This is a genomic window from Paraburkholderia podalyriae, assembly GCF_014397785.1.
Taxonomy (GTDB): Bacteria; Pseudomonadota; Gammaproteobacteria; order Burkholderiales; family Burkholderiaceae; genus Paraburkholderia; species Paraburkholderia podalyriae.
In genome coordinates, this window is the sequence record NZ_VZQQ01000095.1 from 1 (window position 1) to 17,610 (window position 17,610).

At 59.4% G+C, this 17,610-nt stretch carries 18 protein-coding genes and 2 pseudogenes; 11 read left to right on the plus strand and 9 right to left on the minus strand.

Features of this window, described 5'->3' with window-relative positions:
• Nucleotides 1-338: 338 nt before the first annotated feature.
• Genes F6X42_RS39125 through F6X42_RS39135 form a run of 3 tightly spaced genes read right to left on the minus strand, consistent with a single transcriptional unit; the run spans nt 339 to nt 1,956 of the window.
• Entirely contained in the window at nt 339-818 is a 480-nt protein-coding gene (locus F6X42_RS39125; protein ID WP_187639200.1) for a porin, read from the minus strand.
• 42 nt (nt 819-860) lie between these two features.
• Nucleotides 861-1,616: a dipeptidase PepE gene (pepE, locus tag F6X42_RS39130; protein WP_187639201.1), complete on the minus strand. Its 756-nt coding sequence runs from the start codon at nt 1,614-1,616 to the stop codon at nt 861-863.
• Nucleotides 1,588-1,956, minus strand: coding sequence for a hypothetical protein (locus F6X42_RS39135; protein ID WP_187639202.1), 369 nt, complete (start codon nt 1,954-1,956; stop codon nt 1,588-1,590). Before F6X42_RS39135 ends, pepE begins: the two co-directional genes overlap by 29 nt.
• 639 nt (nt 1,957-2,595) lie before the next feature.
• On the opposite strand from F6X42_RS39135, the gene F6X42_RS39140 reads away from it, so the two are divergent.
• Nucleotides 2,596-2,898, plus strand: coding sequence for a hypothetical protein (locus tag F6X42_RS39140; protein ID WP_187639203.1), 303 nt, complete (start codon nt 2,596-2,598; stop codon nt 2,896-2,898).
• Between the two features lie 942 nt (nt 2,899-3,840).
• Here the strand turns inward: F6X42_RS39140 and F6X42_RS39145 are convergent.
• The gene (locus F6X42_RS39145) at nt 3,841-4,734 is read right to left on the minus strand and encodes a sterol desaturase family protein (protein WP_246530480.1); all 894 of its coding nucleotides are present in this window, start codon (nt 4,732-4,734) and stop codon (nt 3,841-3,843) included.
• Here F6X42_RS39145 and F6X42_RS44830 point away from each other — a divergent pair.
• Together F6X42_RS44830 and F6X42_RS39155 are read left to right on the plus strand one after the other, a co-directional pair.
• A complete protein-coding gene (locus F6X42_RS44830) occupies nt 4,711-5,529 on the plus strand; it encodes a transposase (protein ID WP_246530481.1) in 819 nt (272 codons plus the stop codon). The genes F6X42_RS39145 and F6X42_RS44830 overlap by 24 nt on opposite strands.
• 312 nt (nt 5,530-5,841) lie before the next feature.
• On the plus strand, nt 5,842-6,192 hold the full coding sequence (locus F6X42_RS39155; RefSeq protein ID WP_187639215.1) for a hypothetical protein: 351 nt from the start codon (nt 5,842-5,844) through the stop codon (nt 6,190-6,192).
• A gap of 224 nt (nt 6,193-6,416) precedes the next feature.
• On the opposite strand, the gene F6X42_RS39160 is transcribed toward F6X42_RS39155, so the two are convergent.
• A complete protein-coding gene (locus F6X42_RS39160; protein WP_187639205.1) occupies nt 6,417-6,809 on the minus strand; it encodes a hypothetical protein in 393 nt (130 codons plus the stop codon).
• 411 nt (nt 6,810-7,220) lie between these two features.
• The gene (locus tag F6X42_RS39165; protein WP_187639206.1) at nt 7,221-8,207 is read right to left on the minus strand and encodes a hypothetical protein; all 987 of its coding nucleotides are present in this window, start codon (nt 8,205-8,207) and stop codon (nt 7,221-7,223) included.
• A gap of 826 nt (nt 8,208-9,033) precedes the next feature.
• On the opposite strand from F6X42_RS39165, the gene F6X42_RS39170 reads away from it, so the two are divergent.
• On the plus strand, nt 9,034-9,468 hold the full coding sequence (locus F6X42_RS39170; protein WP_187639207.1) for a phosphate-starvation-inducible protein PsiE: 435 nt from the start codon (nt 9,034-9,036) through the stop codon (nt 9,466-9,468).
• Nucleotides 9,469-9,840: 372 nt separating this feature from the next.
• Here the strand turns inward: F6X42_RS39170 and F6X42_RS39175 are convergent, their stop codons facing one another.
• Together F6X42_RS39175 and F6X42_RS39180 are read right to left on the minus strand one after the other, a co-directional pair.
• Nucleotides 9,841-10,758 (minus strand): hypothetical protein, encoded by a 918-nt coding sequence (locus tag F6X42_RS39175; protein WP_187639208.1) that lies wholly within the window; start codon nt 10,756-10,758, stop codon nt 9,841-9,843.
• 422 nt (nt 10,759-11,180) lie between these two features.
• Nucleotides 11,181-12,185, minus strand: a complete 1,005-nt coding sequence (locus F6X42_RS39180) for a LysR family transcriptional regulator (protein WP_187639209.1) — start codon at nt 12,183-12,185, stop codon at nt 11,181-11,183.
• A gap of 102 nt (nt 12,186-12,287) precedes the next feature.
• Between F6X42_RS39180 and F6X42_RS39185 the strand changes: the two genes are divergently transcribed.
• The 4 genes from F6X42_RS39185 (at nt 12,288) to F6X42_RS39200 (ending at nt 15,622) form a co-directional block, all read left to right on the plus strand.
• A complete protein-coding gene (locus F6X42_RS39185) occupies nt 12,288-13,838 on the plus strand; it encodes an aldehyde dehydrogenase family protein (RefSeq protein ID WP_187639210.1) in 1,551 nt (516 codons plus the stop codon).
• A gap of 13 nt (nt 13,839-13,851) precedes the next feature.
• Entirely contained in the window at nt 13,852-14,478 is a 627-nt protein-coding gene (locus F6X42_RS39190; RefSeq protein ID WP_187639211.1) for an NADPH-dependent F420 reductase, read from the plus strand.
• 76 nt (nt 14,479-14,554) lie between these two features.
• Nucleotides 14,555-15,202 (plus strand): NADPH-dependent F420 reductase, encoded by a 648-nt coding sequence (locus F6X42_RS39195; RefSeq protein ID WP_187639212.1) that lies wholly within the window; start codon nt 14,555-14,557, stop codon nt 15,200-15,202.
• Between the two features lie 9 nt (nt 15,203-15,211).
• Nucleotides 15,212-15,622 carry an ester cyclase gene (locus tag F6X42_RS39200; protein WP_187639213.1) on the plus strand — a complete coding sequence of 137 codons (411 nt, stop codon included), beginning with the start codon at nt 15,212-15,214 and terminating at the stop codon, nt 15,620-15,622.
• A 384-nt stretch (nt 15,623-16,006) separates the two neighbouring features.
• Here the strand turns inward: F6X42_RS39200 and F6X42_RS39205 are convergent, their stop codons facing one another.
• Entirely contained in the window at nt 16,007-16,654 is a 648-nt protein-coding gene (locus F6X42_RS39205) for an IS4/Tn5 family transposase DNA-binding protein (protein ID WP_187639214.1), read from the minus strand.
• Between the two features lie 145 nt (nt 16,655-16,799).
• Here F6X42_RS39205 and F6X42_RS46160 point away from each other — a divergent pair.
• The 3 genes and pseudogenes from F6X42_RS46160 to F6X42_RS39215 form a co-directional block, all read left to right on the plus strand.
• Nucleotides 16,800-17,000: pseudogene (locus F6X42_RS46160) on the plus strand (reverse transcriptase domain-containing protein); the annotation flags it as partial.
• A 52-nt stretch (nt 17,001-17,052) separates the two neighbouring features.
• Nucleotides 17,053-17,223 (plus strand): hypothetical protein, encoded by a 171-nt coding sequence (locus F6X42_RS44840; protein ID WP_246530483.1) that lies wholly within the window; start codon nt 17,053-17,055, stop codon nt 17,221-17,223.
• A gap of 79 nt (nt 17,224-17,302) precedes the next feature.
• Nucleotides 17,303-17,610, plus strand: a pseudogene (locus F6X42_RS39215) (DDE-type integrase/transposase/recombinase); the annotation flags it as partial.

Sequence of the window (17,610 nt, forward strand, 5' to 3'; positions counted from 1 at the left end):
GGTTGCAGCATTCTGCCGCAACCAGCCCTATGCCAGCTTACTTGCGCCACGCGCGTCAAGTGTTCGCTTCGCCGGGCTGACGCCCGCACTTGACCCGGCAACCACCCACTCGAGATTCGAAAGAAGCCTAATTTGCGACGCATGAAGTCAGTGGCACACGTAGTGCTCACGATGCTAGGTGGAGCGAATCTATATCCTGTAAAGGGCGGAGGTGTGAGGAGGTTGGGAGGTTGGAGCGGCGGGACATACCTCTTCGCTCTCCAGATGTCGTTGAATTCTCTTAGCGCCCGATCGGAAGACCCATACGCGAGCGACTGCAGCAGCTGTCCGAGCGACCACTATTCCCTCATATCATCTGCCCAGAGGCAAGAGCGCTGACCCGTGAGAGATACCTGCCATGAGTTAGTCGGCGCAGCGCCGACGCCCAAGGGGTCCACGTAGTACAGGATCGTGTTTGCGGTCGTGTACTGGCGGCCGAGCGCGAGTTCGCCGTATCCATCGTGGCCGAGCTTCACGTACGCCTGGCGGCTGAAGAGCTGTCCCTGCTGGTCAAGCTTGCCGCTTTTCGCAAGGAAGCCGTTTTCGAGCCTGAATCCCGCTTTCCAGCCACCCCCGAGATCCTCGTTGCCCAAAAGGCCAAACCGGCTGCCTGCCAGAAAGCCCTCATTGCCCTGCTGGAGCGACCAGGTGGAATCACCGGCCGGATTAGTGTGCGTCTGATAGCTCACCGCCTCATCAATTACCCCATACAGCGTCACAGCGGAATGCGCGTGCACACTGGCGCCCATGGTCAGCGAGATGGCGGTGCATTGCTTCATGATTTGTAGTGTTCTCCCTGATTACCTGTCTTTTGAACATCCTTACTTCTTGAAGTCCGGCCAGCCCTCGGCAACAACCGGTCCCTTGATCCGCGCGAGGGGGAAGGACTCGTTTGATGCGATGTTGACGGTCGTCGTCGAGTCGACGAAGTGAAGTGCGCCACGCTCTCCGAGCACAGTGCCGGTCAACCCATCAGAGAGCAACGCAGATCCTTCGGGAAGTGCCAAAACCTGCTCGGGAACACTGATCTCGAGGAATTCAGCGAGACGCTCTTCCCGGCTCTCGCCGTTGTGTCCCACCGGCTTGCCGCTGATGAAGTGCGGATTGATCTGGAAAGGCACAAGTCCGAGCGCGCGCAGCGTAGGTGGCTGGACGATGGGCATGTCATTCGCTGTACGGATAGTCGGGCAAGCTACGTTGCTTCCCGCGCTCCATCCGATATACCGCGTGCCCGATTTCACCTTTTCCCGGATGATGTCGACGATGCCGGCGTCGTACATACGTTCAAGCAGCGCAAACGTATTTCCACCACCGACGGCAATCGCGTCGGCCTGCTCCACAGCCTTGCGTGGATCCGGACTGCGGTGGATCGCTTCGAGTTCGTAACCGAGCTTTTCGAAAACAGGCTTGACGATCCGTTCGTAGGTATCGAAGCTGAACGTCACGCCCGCGTAGGGAACGAAGACGATCTTGCGTTTCTCGCGGCGCAGGACCGCGTGAATCTGTTCGGGAGCGTGTTCAAGGTAGCCAAGGTTGTCCTTGCGCGAGCTACTCATCAGCAAAATGCGTTGTGTCATGAATGCCTCGTCGGCTATAGCCGGTCAGTGCGTGATGGCTGCGCGAATCAGCGCGGCCGTTTCTGGTTGCTTGCGGATCCTTGGTCATTGGCGCAGTGCAATCATTCCGAGAAAGCAAAGTCCGGTCTTCGTCCATCATGGGACGCTCGCGGCGGCGTTCTGAGAGGCGGCATACAGGGTCGGTACGCGTCAGCTGGTTGAGGCGCGCGTCGGCGAGCAGCGCATGAACGCCGACAATCGCGGCAGGAGGGTCTCTTGTCGGCATGCGGAGAAAATCGGTTCCCCGGTTTTCCCTTCGATGTCCGTGGGCGTGGTCCATCTGAGCAAACTGAGCAAACAACGTGAAGCTTCCGCCGACGTATTCCCGCCGACGTTAAATCGGTGCTCGCCGCCACGGGTTCTTCGAAAAGAGTTCGCAGCCAGACTCAACAGAGAGTAGACGGGCCTGGAACATGGCGAAGGATTGCGCGTTCAGCGTCCCCATACTCCTCGTTAAATGTCGGGTCCTGCCGCTCAGTGCGTATCCTGCCTCACATACCGTAGATTGTCGCGCACACGTCTGGTCACAAGGGAGGTTAGGTAAATAGGTAGACTGTGCGGATTTGAGTGAACCGCACCGGGTGAGGCGCAGTTGGGAGCCATTGCGGTCCGGACAATCTCGAAAGGACATATTGTGTTTGTGTGCGCTGCAGCAGTCTAATTTTTGATTCAACATTGTGAACCGGTATGCGGGAAAGCCCTTGAATGTTGATCAGAAGGGGTTCTTCAACTGGAGTGCGACCCGGCATGCAAATGATATTTGCTGCTCTGCACAAATGCGCCATACTATTCACCAACGGAACGGATACGCAGCACGCATGCGCTCGGGCGGCAGCATGGTGAGACCTCGGCGGCCGCTTCCGATCGTCAATGGCGAGCTATGCAGGCGGTATGCGCGAAGCGCTTCGAACCATTTTCGTCGATCAACCGGGAGGTGGACATGCTGACTTTCGCCGAATTGCAAAGCACGCTGCAAATCGAGTACGAACTGCAGATCGAAGCGATGGACGAGCAGACATTGCGTGGGCTGCTCGCGGATCCGATTGCACTCAACGCACTGGTGCCGGCTTTTATGAGCTTTGCGGAGGGGCGCCGGATAGCGGAAGCAACACTTGTACAACTGCTCGCTCGCGAGCCGTCGAACGCCGAACGGGGCATTCCGCATGAGGCCGCGCCCCTTTGGGCGCAGTGGCTCAAACCATTCTGGATGCTGCCGCTCTTCGGTGCACGCAAGGGCGAGTAAAGGCGCTCGGCCGGCCCGATCAACGCCGAATGGAATTGCGCTGGACCACGCATACCGATATCGCGACCGCCCAAGCGGCAGAGGCCGGCCAGTTTGAGACGTCTAACGGCATTACGCGAGCGACCGCTGACTCCGCGAACGCGGCCATTCAAGTGACAGACGTTGTCACCGAGTTTGCGGCACTCACGGCCATACCGTAACTGTCATCGCCAACCAGATTTAGCAGGTACGTCACTGCGTCACCTGCGCTGCCCGTTCTAACACTACGGCTGCGTTGTGCCTTCGGTGATCGCGCCTGAACACCAGGGAAAGGAAGTCGAAGCGTCGGGCTGCCAGCCGCGAGGGCGCTGCTCTGTAGCTCCAGACGCCCGACGTTTGCATCGCGGGACTGCCTGGAAATCAGATGCGCCACGCCTGTCTTTGACGTTTAGCCATCGGAGACGCGTCGTAGCAGATACACGACAATCACTGCGGAACCGCTGACAAAAATTGCCAGCCCGATCGCTTTACGCGCGAGCGTGCGAACGCGCGCGCGGAGCGTGTAACGCACAAACCAGGAACTGGTTCTGCGCAACATCATTCACTCCATGGGCGCCTTGACGGGCGCGTCGCGTCGGGGAGAGACGGCCCCCCATGTTGCCGGAGCGCAGGCCGTATCGCGACGTGTATTTGCCCTGATCCTTGCTTGACAGTCTTTACCACTTCGAACTCTTTGAACTGAGGATAGCTGGATAGAGCGGGTAGATGCCGGTATCCGGGCATTCTGAAACCAGCAACCAGCCTGTCTTCGAACCGTGAACTGCAATTATCGCACCTCAGGTTCAAAGGCACAGAGCAGATGCTTTACGGTCTACTGACAGGTTCTTTGCACCAGCCGGTCCGGACCAAATCCAGGCGCACATGAACCGGCCCGTTTGGGCATTGCGCAATGCAGGGATGTTCTCAGGAGGAACTGCGGCGAGCCTTTGCCGGTTGCCGCCATTGTTCAAGGAAAAACTGCAAGCCGCCCAGTTGCTGTGCAATGTAGCCGCCCGTGGCCATCGATTCCGGTGCGCGCCGGTCGCCTGTAGCTGGGTACTCGGCGGAGAAGTCTGCTGTACCAAACACGATGTCCCAGATCGGGAACACGGCGCCGTAGTTACAGGAATTGCGGCCGGCCGCGCGCAGGCCATGATGCAACCGGTGAAAGCGTGGCGAGACGATCAACCGGTCCCCGAGCCAGCCGAACGAAAGCTTGATATTGGCGTGGCTCAGGCTTTCGATGAAGCGCATGAACAGGAACAGCGGCGGAAACTGCAGCGGCGGAATACCGATCGCGAGGCCGACGATGCCGAACCAGATTGCGGCGACCAGGTCGTCAAGCAGATGGTTGCGGTCGTCCGACCAGAAACTCATCTGTCGCTGCGCATGATGCAACGCATGCAGTGCGTACCAGCTACGGTATGAGTGCGACAGGCGGTGACGCCAGTAATCGGCACAGTCCAGAATCAGCCCGTACGCGATGAAGGTAATGACCGGATGTCCGAGAAGCGGCGGTATCAACGTCTCAAGCGTTGGCGGTATGTAGCCGTGATCGACCACGAAGCCGTTCACCCACACCTGCACCTGGTAGAACAGCAGGAAACTGACGACAGGCAACACCCCGACGCGGTTGAGGATCGCAACTGGTTGCGGGTTTTTTCCAACTGGCGGAATCGGTTGAAAGGCCCCCCGTGCTTGGGTTCTACCCGCCTGGCACGAATCGGCTAGAATCCCGATGCTTTGAAGGTCGAAATGGCCGAAAGTCAGTCGTGGCAAGAGATTCCAACGAGATTGAGCGTCGAAGAGTTCGAGCAATTTGTCTGGCCGCATCTGAGCAAGGGCCGTCGCGGACCCGCGCGAAAGCTCAGCGCGCATGCGATTTTCAACTACATCCTGAAGGCGCTCTATCTCGGCTGCCAGTGGAAGGAGTTGCCCATCGAGAAGGATTGGCATGGCCGTCCCGAGATCCATTACACACGCATTTATCGCGCCTTCCGGCGCTGGGAATCGGACGGATGCCTTGATGCCATTTTCGAGGCTTCGGTGTTCAGGCTTCATGGCGATCACCGCCTGGACACGCGCATCATCCATGGCGATGGCACCACAACCGCCGCGAAGAAAGGCGGCGACAATCTCGGCTTCAGCGGCCACAAGAAGCTCAAGGGCTGCAAGGTGGTTGCCCTGTGTGACCGGAATTGCAACGTCATCGCGCCGTTCGTCAGAGCACCGGGCAATCGCAATGAATCGCCGCTGTTACGAGAAGCGCTGCCGCGCCTCACGAGCATCGCCCGTGCGGTGGGGCTGGATCTGCGCGGCACGGTCATGAGCCTGGATGGCGTGTACGATTGCCGGCCCAACCGCAAAGCCATTTTCAATCGCGGCATGGTGCCTAACATCAACCCTAATTCGCGCGGCAGAAAAGGACCGAAGTGCGGGCGCAAGCCGCTGTTCGATCCGGCCATCTTTAAAGAACGGTTCAGGACAATCGAGCGGGTGTTCGCGTGGGAAGATAAGTTCCGGCGCCTGCTGCTGCGCTTCGAGCGACTCAGCCACCTACACTACGCATTGAAAACCCTCGCGTACACGATGATCAATCTTCGACACTACTGACGAAGCTGATCACTTGCTTCGAGACCTTTGTTTCATCGCCGGCCATCGCGCCGTGGTCACGCTCGCCCGCACCATGCCGATACCTTCGCACAACGACACACATGGTCGCATCGCACGCCTAGCCGCCGCGATTCCTTCCCATCCCATGGGCTTGTCCAACCGCGCTGCGCCGAGCCTGCTTGAAACGCGCAACCAGTTGACCGTGAGGCACCTACGATCGGCCTCCGCGACGTTGATGCGGAACAGTGGAATCGCTATCGGCATCCGGAGCGTGCAGGGTGGTACGCGCGTACGTCGGCCGGCGAGCAAACGGTGTATTTTGAGGAGGCCTCGCAGTTTGGGGTCGACGCCGAAGCCGCATGTGAGTTTGTGACTTGCACGTACGACACCGCGTTCATGCTGAGAACTCAGCACCATGATGCGATGGAGTCAGCGCGTTTCTGGCTGAACGAAGGCATTGTGAAGCTGCCGGTCGGCATGGCGCAGCGATATCAGGAGATGGCAAAGCGAGGGCAGTACTTCGGCAGGCTCGCCCAGCGTTTAAATCTGACGCCCGACGAGCTGGACATGCACCTGATTGCGAATAGCGTGAGTGACGCGCAGCACGCGGCGATGCTTAAGCCGGCGGCGCCGCAGTTTGATCTTTTCGCCGCAGCAGCCTGATCGGCGTGCGGCAGTTTCTTTCGACATCCCCGGGGCTTACACCCTGGGGATTTTTCTGTTCAGCGCGGGCGTTCGGGGAAGGGCTCCGGTCGACCCTGAGCGGCCAGACGCGGTCGCGACAGGCGGAAGGCCGCTTCCAAGGTACAACGGTCATCCGTACTAGCATATCGGCTCCGCACTCGGCTGCAGCGGTCGTTTGCAATTGATCGGCGGTTTCCCCCTACCTAATTTTCTGCCCTAGAGATATTGCACTCGCCAGCGTGCGCGCTGCTGGTGCCCGTATTCTTCAGCGAAAGCGTGAGTCTGCTTCCTCTGTTCGCGGTGATAACCTGCCCATAACTGACGGTCGGGATAAACTGAATATCCGGAGCAACCGCCACGGGAGGATTCCTTGATCCATCAACGGTCAGGTCAAGTTCCACGGTAATCGAGTCGATATCAACGCCCCAGTCTTGTTTCCGTGCCGCCTGTTCCTTCTTGAAATTGCACAAACCCTCCAGGACTTGATTCAAGGCGGTTGGAATATCGACAGGCTTACCAGGGGGAATTGGTGGTGTGTTGCAGCCGACAACCAGAAATGGCAAGACAAACAGGGGGAGAGAGAGGTAGGCGCGCATCAAGGTCTCCTGCTGGAACTTGTACGACAGTCGGCATACGCCTGTGTCGTCGCGGATTCAGTACGCGGCCAGTCAGACGCCGTGACTCCTCGACCACGGGGCGCTGTTCTCTCCAAATGAAGATCCGCCCGCGCGAGCTGTCGATCGCAGCAGCTTCTAACGACGATGAGAGGCGACACCGTGGAACCGAAGAAAAACGGTCGGCGGCTGAGTCACCCTTTCGAAGTTTAGGTCCATTTCTGGAACTGTCCATTCGACATCCATGTTACTCACGTTGGCCGACGCGTGCCTAGCGTTCGGACTGTCACACAAAAGGCCTGGTGCGATGGGCTGCTTTTCGGAGACGCAAGCGGGCGCCAGCGGGATGATACTCACAACCCAGAATCCAAGGTGGCCCGCGCTCCGGACAGGCTAGAAGCTCATCGCAAACCCGAATGACACGCCGTGCACATTGTGTCCGAACACGTATCGCACCATCGCGCGCGTGCGAGTGATGACGATGGGATACCTGCTGCTGTCGAGTTCAAGGCCGACTCCTAACGACGTGAGGTCGTTGAAACCCAGCACCCCCGCGCTGTCGCCGAAATAGTGCGAGTAAGCGGCTTCGAGCACATAGCGGATTGGCCGGTCCAGCGCATGCCAGCCGGTAGGCGCACGCCAGCGTGTCCAAAGGCTCACTTGCTGCGCGATGGCTGAACCCTGAACGGCCTCAGAAGAACCGCCGAAGCTGCGCAGGTAGATGTCGGTAGCGCGCAATTCGGCGTCGATTTCATAGTTCTCGCGGTAGTGTTCGTAGTCGAGCATCAGCGAGCCGCCGTAGCCATACGCGTCCAGCGACCCATTCTCGAGAAACTGGAGGTTGGCGTCGGTGACGCGATTGAAGATCGTCTGACCCACCTTCAGATCACTCGAGACGCGGCCAAGCGTACCGTTCAGGATCGGACGGAACACCAGTTCATCCGTGATCCGAAAGTCCCAGCCAATGCCGACCGTGCTACTGACGGTGTTCCATTTTGTCGGTATCGCACGCTGCCCGGAGCCATTCGTAGCGATGAAAATCGGATCGTAACGGCTATAGGCGAGCGTGCCCTCCAGGTACAACGGAAAGGACCTGCTGATCGTGAAGCCGCCGCCAAACTGCGTCTGCCCGAAGCCGGGATTACCGGTGGTGCCGCTATTGACCGACAGGTTACTGGTAGTAACGTCCGGTACTGTCGTGTAAGTCATGATCGCGAGCACGGCGTCGGCATGCTGCTTCACATTGCCGCCGACCACGGTCGTGCCCGACAATTGGCCCGGCGTGACCTGCGCATTCGACGGGCTGGGCAGCATGGCCAAGGCCAGAGTGGCACACGCCCATGATGCGCAGCTTGACCAATGCGTCCAGAGTGCAGGCATTGTCAAACGACCTCGCCATTTGTTCGTCCGATTGCAAACTGGCACGCAGCGTACCGAACGCACATGACACACTTCTGTCTGTTGTGCCGTGTTGTTCGTCTTCTACGAGACCGGCATCCCATGCCAGCAAAACACTTCGAGACAACTGATCAAGCCCTTAACGACCGTTCCGCCATTCGCAGCAATTGGAGTGGCCTACATTGCACTCCGCCCCATTGTATCGCTGAACGAGCCGATAGATTTCGGCGAAGCTCTACCCGTGCGTTGAAGAGGATTGCGCGACCGACGTGACTGCCTCATATCGGTCCGGTCGATGACGCAACGAGCCCAATTGATGGGCCAAGCTCCGCTACCGGAGTGGACCAGCCGTTCGAATGTTCGCGTGAGCTCTCAGGTGAATGACGCTTCCTGGCCGATCTCTGCCTGACGGCGATCGGCGGCACGCGACCCTGAGCCGCCGCTCCCTTCGTGACCGGCGTATGGCCGCATTGAGGAGATGAGGCAGCGTTCGTAGTGTCGCGGTGCCAAACCGGTGGCGACGCTGTGACGCATCGATGCGCCATTGCCAATATGCTAGCGTCTGGCGTGCCGTTCCTCAAAATGAACGGGAGGCAGTTATCAATGGGCGTGCCCGTGTGATCCGGGTGAAGCTCGCGACCCGTGCCGCGTTCATCGCCATTGGCCACCAATCATCTTCTCAACGGCACGGCCTGCCCGGTCCCGCTGCCTCCGCTGCGGGCATGCCAGGCAATCGGTGCAGCCATACTTGCGCCGATGAGCAGCTATGTCGAAATATTCATTTCAACGTTTCAAAGGAGCAGTGTGGATGAAGTATGAAGGCGCTCTGCACCGGAGCATCAAAAGGCGGCTCGAACAAGTGATAGAGATGGCCGAACTGGTGGGCTTGCTGGCCATCGGCATCGGGACCGCGCTGGCGATGGGGCATCTGATCTGGAAGATGACAGACTCCGGCGGCGTTACGCTGACTGATTTGCTCCTCATGTTTCTATACCTCGAAGTGTTTGCGATGGTCGGGCAATACCTGAAGGCGGGGCAGTTGCCCGTGCGCTTTCCGCTCTACATAGCCATGGTCTCGATCGCCCGCGATGTCATCCTGCGCGCTGGCGCAAATACCGAACTGCATCTTGTCGCCTCGGCTGGCGCCATCTTGCTGATAGCGCTAGGTGTGCTGCTGATTCGTTACGGACAGTCCAGGTATCCAAGCAATGCCGACGAACGACCTGACGAGGGTGCGCGCTAAGCGGGCAACGGCCATGCGGTTAGTCGCCGGGCGACTCCACGTCATCATCACCGAGGTGCGGGTCCACGCCCTCCGGTGCGTCGCGGTCATAATACTTGCCCAGGCGCAGTACGCCCAATGCGTGATCTCGAGGAAGCCAATCCGTCTGCAGTGAACACGAGCTTCACGTTGCCGGAAGCATCAACCTTTTCAACGCCACACTTCTTGCGAGTGCAGCCGTGCTATTGATTGATACAGTACGGAGCTAAACCGCCAGCTCCTGACCACGACAGTAACTCTGCACGATATCGGCGTCGGATAACGGGAATGATTGCCACGCTACCCGACACTACGCGCTCATCGACCAAGCGGAATGAACAGACGTGAGCTGGGTTAGTCGCCGACGAAGATGAGCCCGTGCGGCGTATTCATCCCGGTAAAGACAGGCGTCATCGCGCCTGTCGACGTGTTGACCGTCAAGAGCGTGCCCTGTCCCGCGCTGTACGCCGTGCCCGCAGTGAAGCCCGCAGTCGCGTCGATGCGATAGATCATTTGCGCCGTATTGTCCGACAGCAGCATGAACGAATTGCCTGACGGAGCCCAGCGCGTATCATCCACCGGCCACGAATTGCCGTACAACGTCAGCGGCAGCACGCTCACCGATTGATTCGCACCGGGGTTCGTCACGAACACCAACTCCGAATCCTGCTGGCTATCCACCACCAGTTTTCCGCTCGGATCGATCGCCATCGAATCCGGGTCCGTCATGTTGAGCGTCACTTGCGTATTCGTGGGGATATTCGTCGCCGTTGCGTTGCCCATCAGCGCAGGCGTCAGATGGAACGTTTGATGATCCGAATTCAGCGTCACGGTATAGACCGACGGCACTGAGCTCACGCCGTTGGGCGCGGTCGCAGTCGCGGCGCCCACCGTGGGATTGGAGGCGGCCGCGTACACGACACCGTCGAGCATTTTCATGTCGTCGAGCCCCCCGCTATGTATCGGCGTCGTATCCGGGGTGAGGGTTTGCTGAGTATTGGCCGTCGTGTCGATCACGATCAGCATCGGGTTCGCGTCTTCGTTCGTGCTGACCCATACGGTATGCGAATCGTATTCGAGCAACCCATCCGGATGGCCCGGAACCTTGAACGTCCCGACAATATTGCCATTCAGGTCGTACTCGATGACCTCGCTCTGCGGCGAGGTGCCGGCGACGGCTGTGCCATCGGGATTGTTATTGTTGTCCTGGGCAATCACGAAGATGTTGCTGCCGTGCAGAAGAAGATCGTCAGGCCGAAGTTTGCCGGGCATCTGGGCGAAAACCGAAATCTTGTAGCCCGCAAGCGCCGCGGCGACCGATGCGGGAACAGCGATGCCAGATGCCGCACTTGTGCCAGTGGGCGATACGCTATCGCCACCACCGCATCCCGCGAGCGTCGAGATGAGACCAGCAACACAAGCTATTTTTTTCGGGTTCATATGGATTGAAGGACTTCATTAGGAAGTTTCTAACCATATATTTCACACTTGAAGAGTTGATGACGCTGCGCTACCGATCTACCAACGAATAGCCAACAGAATGCCTGCACTGAACCGCCCCGGGAATCCTGGAAACCGGTTTTCTTGAGTCCTCCCGCGCACAGCGCTTCAAGGATTACGTGACAAGTGAAGTGATTGGAAAGCGCTTCTTGGTGTTGTGCCTGGAAGCCGCATGTGAGAGCCGTACCGCGAGGTCAGGCAGGGGTCGCTGGCCGCGGCGATGCCGTTCCGGTGACAGCGGGTTCCTTGCGTCGAACGAGCGCTCTGGAGCGCTTCACGACCTCGCTCTCCCGGACCTCCCCGACCACGAACTCGACGAAGGCCGTGACGCGCGGCGGCAAATGCTTCCTTGCCGGGTAGTAAATGCAGATGTCGCTGCGTCGCGCGGTGAATCGCGCTAACACACACTTCAGCTTGCTCGCCGCAATAAGAGGAAGGGCGTGGTGTACGCCGAGCAACGCGATCCCGCATCCGGCGACCGCGAGTTCCGTCAACGCTTCGGTGTCTGTCACGACGAGCCGGGAGTGAGGCTGGAACACAACTTCCTTGTTCCGCGCTTGCAGTCGCCACGTCTGAATTCTTCCCGAGTTCGGCGAGCGGAACAAAATGAGTTCATGACGCTCGAGTTCCTCGACGGAACGCGGCTCGCCGTGCTGCTCCAAGTAAGAAGGTGCCGCACACAGGATGAGCGTCAGCGGTGCGAGGGGACGCGCGACCACACTGGAGTCCGTGTCCTTCAGTTGTCCGATCGCGCAGTCGTACCCTTCTGAAATCAGGTCGACATGACGATTCTCGAAATGCAGGTCGAGCGTGACATCCGGGAAGCGCTCCTTGAACCTGTTCAACACCGGTAGCAACGTGACGCGGCTGAATGCGATTGGCAACGACACTTTAACGAGCCCGCTGACGTGGGTTTCTTTAGACGACACGGCCGCGATCGCGTCTTCGATCTGCTGCGCGGGCTGCTGCACCATTGCGTATAGGCGACGCCCTTCCTCGGTGACCGACAGGTGACGGGTGGTGCGCTGGAACAGTCGGCAACCTAGCAACGCCTCGAGCATGCCGATCTGTTTGCTTACCGCGCCAGGTGTTACGCCTAGCTGACGGCCTGCCGCCGAAAAGTTCGTCGACTCGTACGCTGCCTCGAACATTTTCAAGGCCCTGAGCAGGTCGAGAGAGCCGCCGCTTTCGGTCTTCATCTTTTCCCCAAACTCACAACTGTTTTCCTGCCCTGTAGCATAGACCAACCTCGTCGTCGCGCCGAGAATTACCCTTGTCTTGCAACCGCCAGGATGTCGACCATGGACCACGAATCGGCACAGTCACCGCAGCGAAAGAGCCTTTCGCGCGGACAGCTTCTAATCGACGGGAAGTGGCGCGACGCGTCAGACGGCGCGACGCTTTCGACCGTCGATCCCACCACCGAGGGGAAGATAGCGGACTTCGCGAAGGCGACCCTCGCGGATGTCAACGCAGCGGTCGAATCTGCGCGCCGGGCCTTCGAAACGGGTGACTGGCCGCGCATGCATCATGAAGCGCGCGCAAGAATCCTGTTCCGGATGGCCGATCTGCTGGACGAGCGGGCCGAGGATTTCGCGCTGCGTGAAGCGATGGATATGGGCATGCCGTACGGCGACTTCGTGGACATCATCATGCCGCACTGCGCAGGACTGTTCCGCTTCTTCGGCGGTCTCGCGATGCACGCGATGGATGGCGCTTATCGCACCTCATACGAAGCGCATACGCGGATTCTGACCCGCCGAGAACCGCTCGGCGTGGTAGCGGCTATCACGCCATTCAACTTCCCCTTGGCCCTGACCTGCTCCAAGGTGGCCCCAGCATTGGCTGCCGGCAACACGATCGTGCACAAACCGGCCTCCGACACGCCGCTGACAGCGCTGGCACTGGCTCAGGTGGCACTCGATGCCGGCGTGCCGGAAGGCGTCTACAACCTGATCACCGGACCGGGGGGATCGCTGGGCGACGCGCTAGTGAAACATCCCCTAGTCGACAAAATCGCCTTTACTGGCTCCACGAGCGTGGGGCAGACCATTATTCGCAATGGGGCGGACACGCTGAAGCACACGACGATGGAACTTGGCGGGAAGTCCCCGAACATCATTTTTGCCGATGCCGACGTGGATACCGCGGTCCAGGCGGCGTTCTGGGGGATCTTCTGGAACAAGGGCGAAGTTTGCGTCGCGGGCTCACGGCTGCTGGTCGAGCGTCCGGTCTACGACGAGGTCGTCGAGAAGTTGGCCAGGATGGCACAGGCGGCGGTGTTGGGCGATCCGCTTGAGCCGCAAACCCATATCGGCCCAATCGCCTCCAGGGCGGAATTCGACAAGGTGCAGCAATACGTCGAGGCTGGCAAGGCGTCGACGGCCCGCCTGGTCGCCGGCGGCGCTACGCGCAAGATCAACGGCAAAGGCCTGTTCATCGAACCCACGGTCTTTGCTGACGCCACTAATGACCTGAAAATCGGCCGCGAGGAGATCTTTGGGCCGGTCCTTCCGGTCATTCCATTCGATGGCGAAGACGAGGCCGTACGCATTGCGAATGACACGCCCTATGGACTCGCGTCCGGCATTCAAACCCGCGATCTGGGCCGGGCGCTTCGCCTGGCGGACCGCATCAACGCGGGCACTGTCTGGATCAATACGTGGCACAAGTACCATCCGAACGGGCCTTTCGGCGGATACAAAATGTCCGGCTACGGACGCGAGCAAGGCGCGGAGGCGCTCGATAGCTACACGCAGTACAAAACCCCTACGGGTCAACACTGCGTGAGAACAGCACCGGCTCGCCGCCGGATCGCCACCCCGCTCCATTGGCAGACCATGAAACGTTGAAGGAGGCTCAATCGTGAAAATCGGAATCATCGGTGCCGGTAACGTGGGAACCGGTCTCACGAAGCATCTCGTCCCCAGAGGTCATTCCGTGATGCTGAGCTTCAGCCTCGATATCGAAAAACTCAGAACGACCGCAGCCGAGCTGGGCGCGAGCGTTGGCACAGTCACCGGAGCGGTTCAGTTCGCCGACGTGGTCGTGTTGGCCACACCGTGGACTGCCGCACCTGAAGCACTCGAGCAGGTTGGCAGGGCACCCCAGAAAAAGATCCTGTGGGATTGCACCAATGCACTGAAGGCTGACATGAGCGGCTTGCTCGTCGGGACAACCACCTCGGGCGCCGAAGAGATCGCGAGGCTTGCGCCATGGGCGACGGTGGTCAAGGCCATCCCGCCTTTCGCGGAGCTGATGCATTCGCCCAGCATGCTGATAGGCGGCAACCGCGCGGGCGTGTTCGTGTGCGGCGATGACAGCGATGCGCGGGCCGTGGTCGCAACACTGGTCGGCGACATCGACGCCGAGCCGATCGACGCAGGACCGCTCACCCTTGCGCGCTACACGGAACCGGCGGCCATGCTGCTGGTGCAACTGGCTTACGCACACGGGTTCGGCACCAGGATCGGGCTGTCGCTACTCCACTAAAAAGTTGCGCGCGCCTCATGAGACGCGTTCCTAAGTACTGACTTATGGCCGGCTATGACTGGTCGAGGAGGCTGAGATGAACGTAGGCGTATTGGGATCGGGTGAAGTCGGTCGGGCATTGGCCGCCGGCTTCGTCAAGCATGGCCATGACACGATGTTGGGCACGCGAGATCCACAAAAGCAGGAGGTACAGGACTGGGTCCGCAATACAACCGGAGCCAGGGACGGGACGTTCGAGGAAGCTGCGCGGTTCGGCGAGATCGTCGTGCTCGCCGTTCTCGGCCGGATCGCTGAGAGCGTGATCGAGCTTGCACGGCCAGAGAATCTCGCCGGCAAGACAGTCATCGATGCAACCAACCCGCTTGCCGACGAGCCGCCGGTCAGCGGGGTGCTGAAATATACGACGGGACCGAACGAGTCACTCGGCGAGTGGATTCAGGCGAAGGTTCCCCTGGCCCACGTGGTTAAGGCTTTTAACAGCGTCGGGAATGCGCTCATGGTGAACCCGCATTTTTCTGAGGGTACGCCGACCATGTTTTTGTGTGGCAACAGCGACGATGCGAAGGCCGAGGTTGGCGAGATCATCCGGCAGTTCGGATGGGAGCCCTACGACTGCGGAAGCATCGTATCCGCACGCGCGATCGAACCGCTGTGCATGCTGTGGTGCCTGCCGGGATTCCTCAGGAACGACTGGCAGCATGCGTTCAAGATGCTGACGAACTAAGGGGGAGCCATGCAGCCGCTTCAAGTGCCGGGCAAAGGCGATCCCGGTCTGACGCTGGAAGAGATGAAGCGATTGGTGGCCGATCACTTCGAGGACTTCGTCAACCGCAAGAAACCGGAAGTTGCATCGTTGAACTTTAGCGCGGATTTCCTCGACCACGACGAACCGTCGGGTCCTCAAGTCGGTCCCGAGGCCGCAATGGCCATGATGAAGGCGGCTTATCAAAAGTGGCCGGACTTGCACGTCACCATCGAAGACATGATCGCCGAAGGTGACAAGGTGATGGTTAGAAACACGTGGCGCGCCACCGACGCGGTTTCCGGGAAAAAGATCGAGTTTCACGGCTTTGTCCTGTGGCGGTTTGCGAACCGGAAAATTGTCGAACGCTGGGCCACGTTGACGACATCGCGTGACGTTTGATTAGAGAAAGGAGGACCAAGAGCATCAGCGCCCGTTACATCCGCATCGGTGATCAGGGTGTCGGTGCGAGTTCGATCCGGGCGCGGACTGCAAACAGGGCCAACCCGCGCGTAGACGGCAGGCGCGTCCGCTCTACTCAGATCCATAACGTTGAAGGGGTGTTTTCGGAACACGTGATCGACCGGAATCGGTTGGAAGTGCCCCCTCTGCGTTTCCGGAAGCGACGGCCACGTCACGGTGCTGGTCGGCCTCGGCCCCCAATCTGCGGTCGCCTGGAAGGGCCGACGAACTGTCGGTCCCCCGGCGCTGCGAACGGGCACATGGTCGCTCGTGAACGGACACTCACGAACCGGCCGCGAGCTGCTGGTTGTGGCCGAGGGTGTGTCAAAACGTGCGGCGGCGGTCGCCGATATGTACACAGCGATCCGGATCGCCGAGTCGGGTCGTTGATTGCCGCAGATTCTCAATCCAGCGAAAGCTTTCCTTTTGCTCGATCGGTATGCGAGTGAAGTTGACCTTGCTACGCCGGGTCGCAGTACCCTTGAACTCCTTGCGGCTCCAGAACTTGATGGCGGCCACTCCTAGCGGCAGGCCTTGCGCTGTCACCGCGAGACTTGAATGCATCAGGATGCCGCATTGCGGGCTCGGCGTCGCCCGGCCTCGCCGCTGGGCGGAAGTTATCGCGCTGCCAGCGTAACCGATGAGTTCGGGACGCTCCCTTTCGTACGAAAACGTAGTGGTGTCCTGAAGGACAAGAACCGGTCCATCGGTCGAGAAAAAGCGCTGTGCGGTTGCCTGGAAATGCCCGCTCAGAATGTCTTGTTCACAGACACGATCATTGTCCATGAAGCGATAGGCGGCCTTTGTACTGGCCCAATCCTGACAGGCAAGCAGAATGGTCTGCCCCATGCCCTTCCACAGTTGCTCCAACAGCGTTCCAAACCGCTTGCGTAGCCGCGCGTCCCGGAATTCGCTTCCTTCAAGTTCCCGCTCAAACCACGCCTGATCTTCTACCTGTCGTTTCCCGGCCATTCTTCTCGCACGCATCGTCGTGATGCAAGCCAGGTTACCAGGATTCACGAAAGAAGTGGGTAATCACAAGCGCCCCCTCTCGTTTACAAGCAGAAAATCCCCTCTTCACTCACAGAAATGTGGGTAATCCTGAGCTCAGGGCGGGGTGGTCAGCCCAATCTTGATGAATCTGTTCATGCACTATGCATTTGACGCATGGATGCAGCGGCACTTTCCGCAATGTCTCTTTGCGCGCTATGCCGATGATGCGGTGGTCCATTGCCGCAGCGAGGCGCAGGCGCAGGAGGTCATGCATGCCATTGCCTCGCGGCTGGCGGAATGCGGGTTGCAGATGCATCCTGAAAAGTCCCACGATACGTGGCTGGTGGAACTACTATGGGGCTTTCTATCGGACGGCCATGCACGGACTCGGTCGGTATCTCGACCGCAAGCTCGTGCGCTGGGCTCAGCGCAAGTACAGGACACTGCGACGGCACACACGGCGCAGTGAGGAGTGGTTGCACAAGATGAAGAAGGCCTACCCGCGACAGTTCGTACACTGGCAGTTTCACGGGGCACAGGTTGGATAACGGGAGCCGTATGACGCGCGAGTGTCACGTACGGTTCTGCGAGAGACTTCGGGCGCAATTCCCGGGGTCTGCTCACCCGTATATCAAAGTCAAAGGCCAGTGGAAGTACCTCTACCGGGCGGTGGACAAGGCGGGCCAAACCATCGATTTCCTGTTCAGAGCCAAGCGCGACAAGGTCGCAGCGCGGCGCTTCTTTGAAAAGTCGATCGCTCAGAACGGTGTACCCGAGACGGTAACCATCGAAAAAAGCGGCTCTACTGTAATCTGGCTGCGTTGCACGCGGTGAACGCCGAGCGAGAGACGCCCATCACGATTCGTCAAGTCAAGTACCTGAATAACGTGGTCGAGCAGGACCATCGGGCCATCAAACGCATCACCCGACCGATG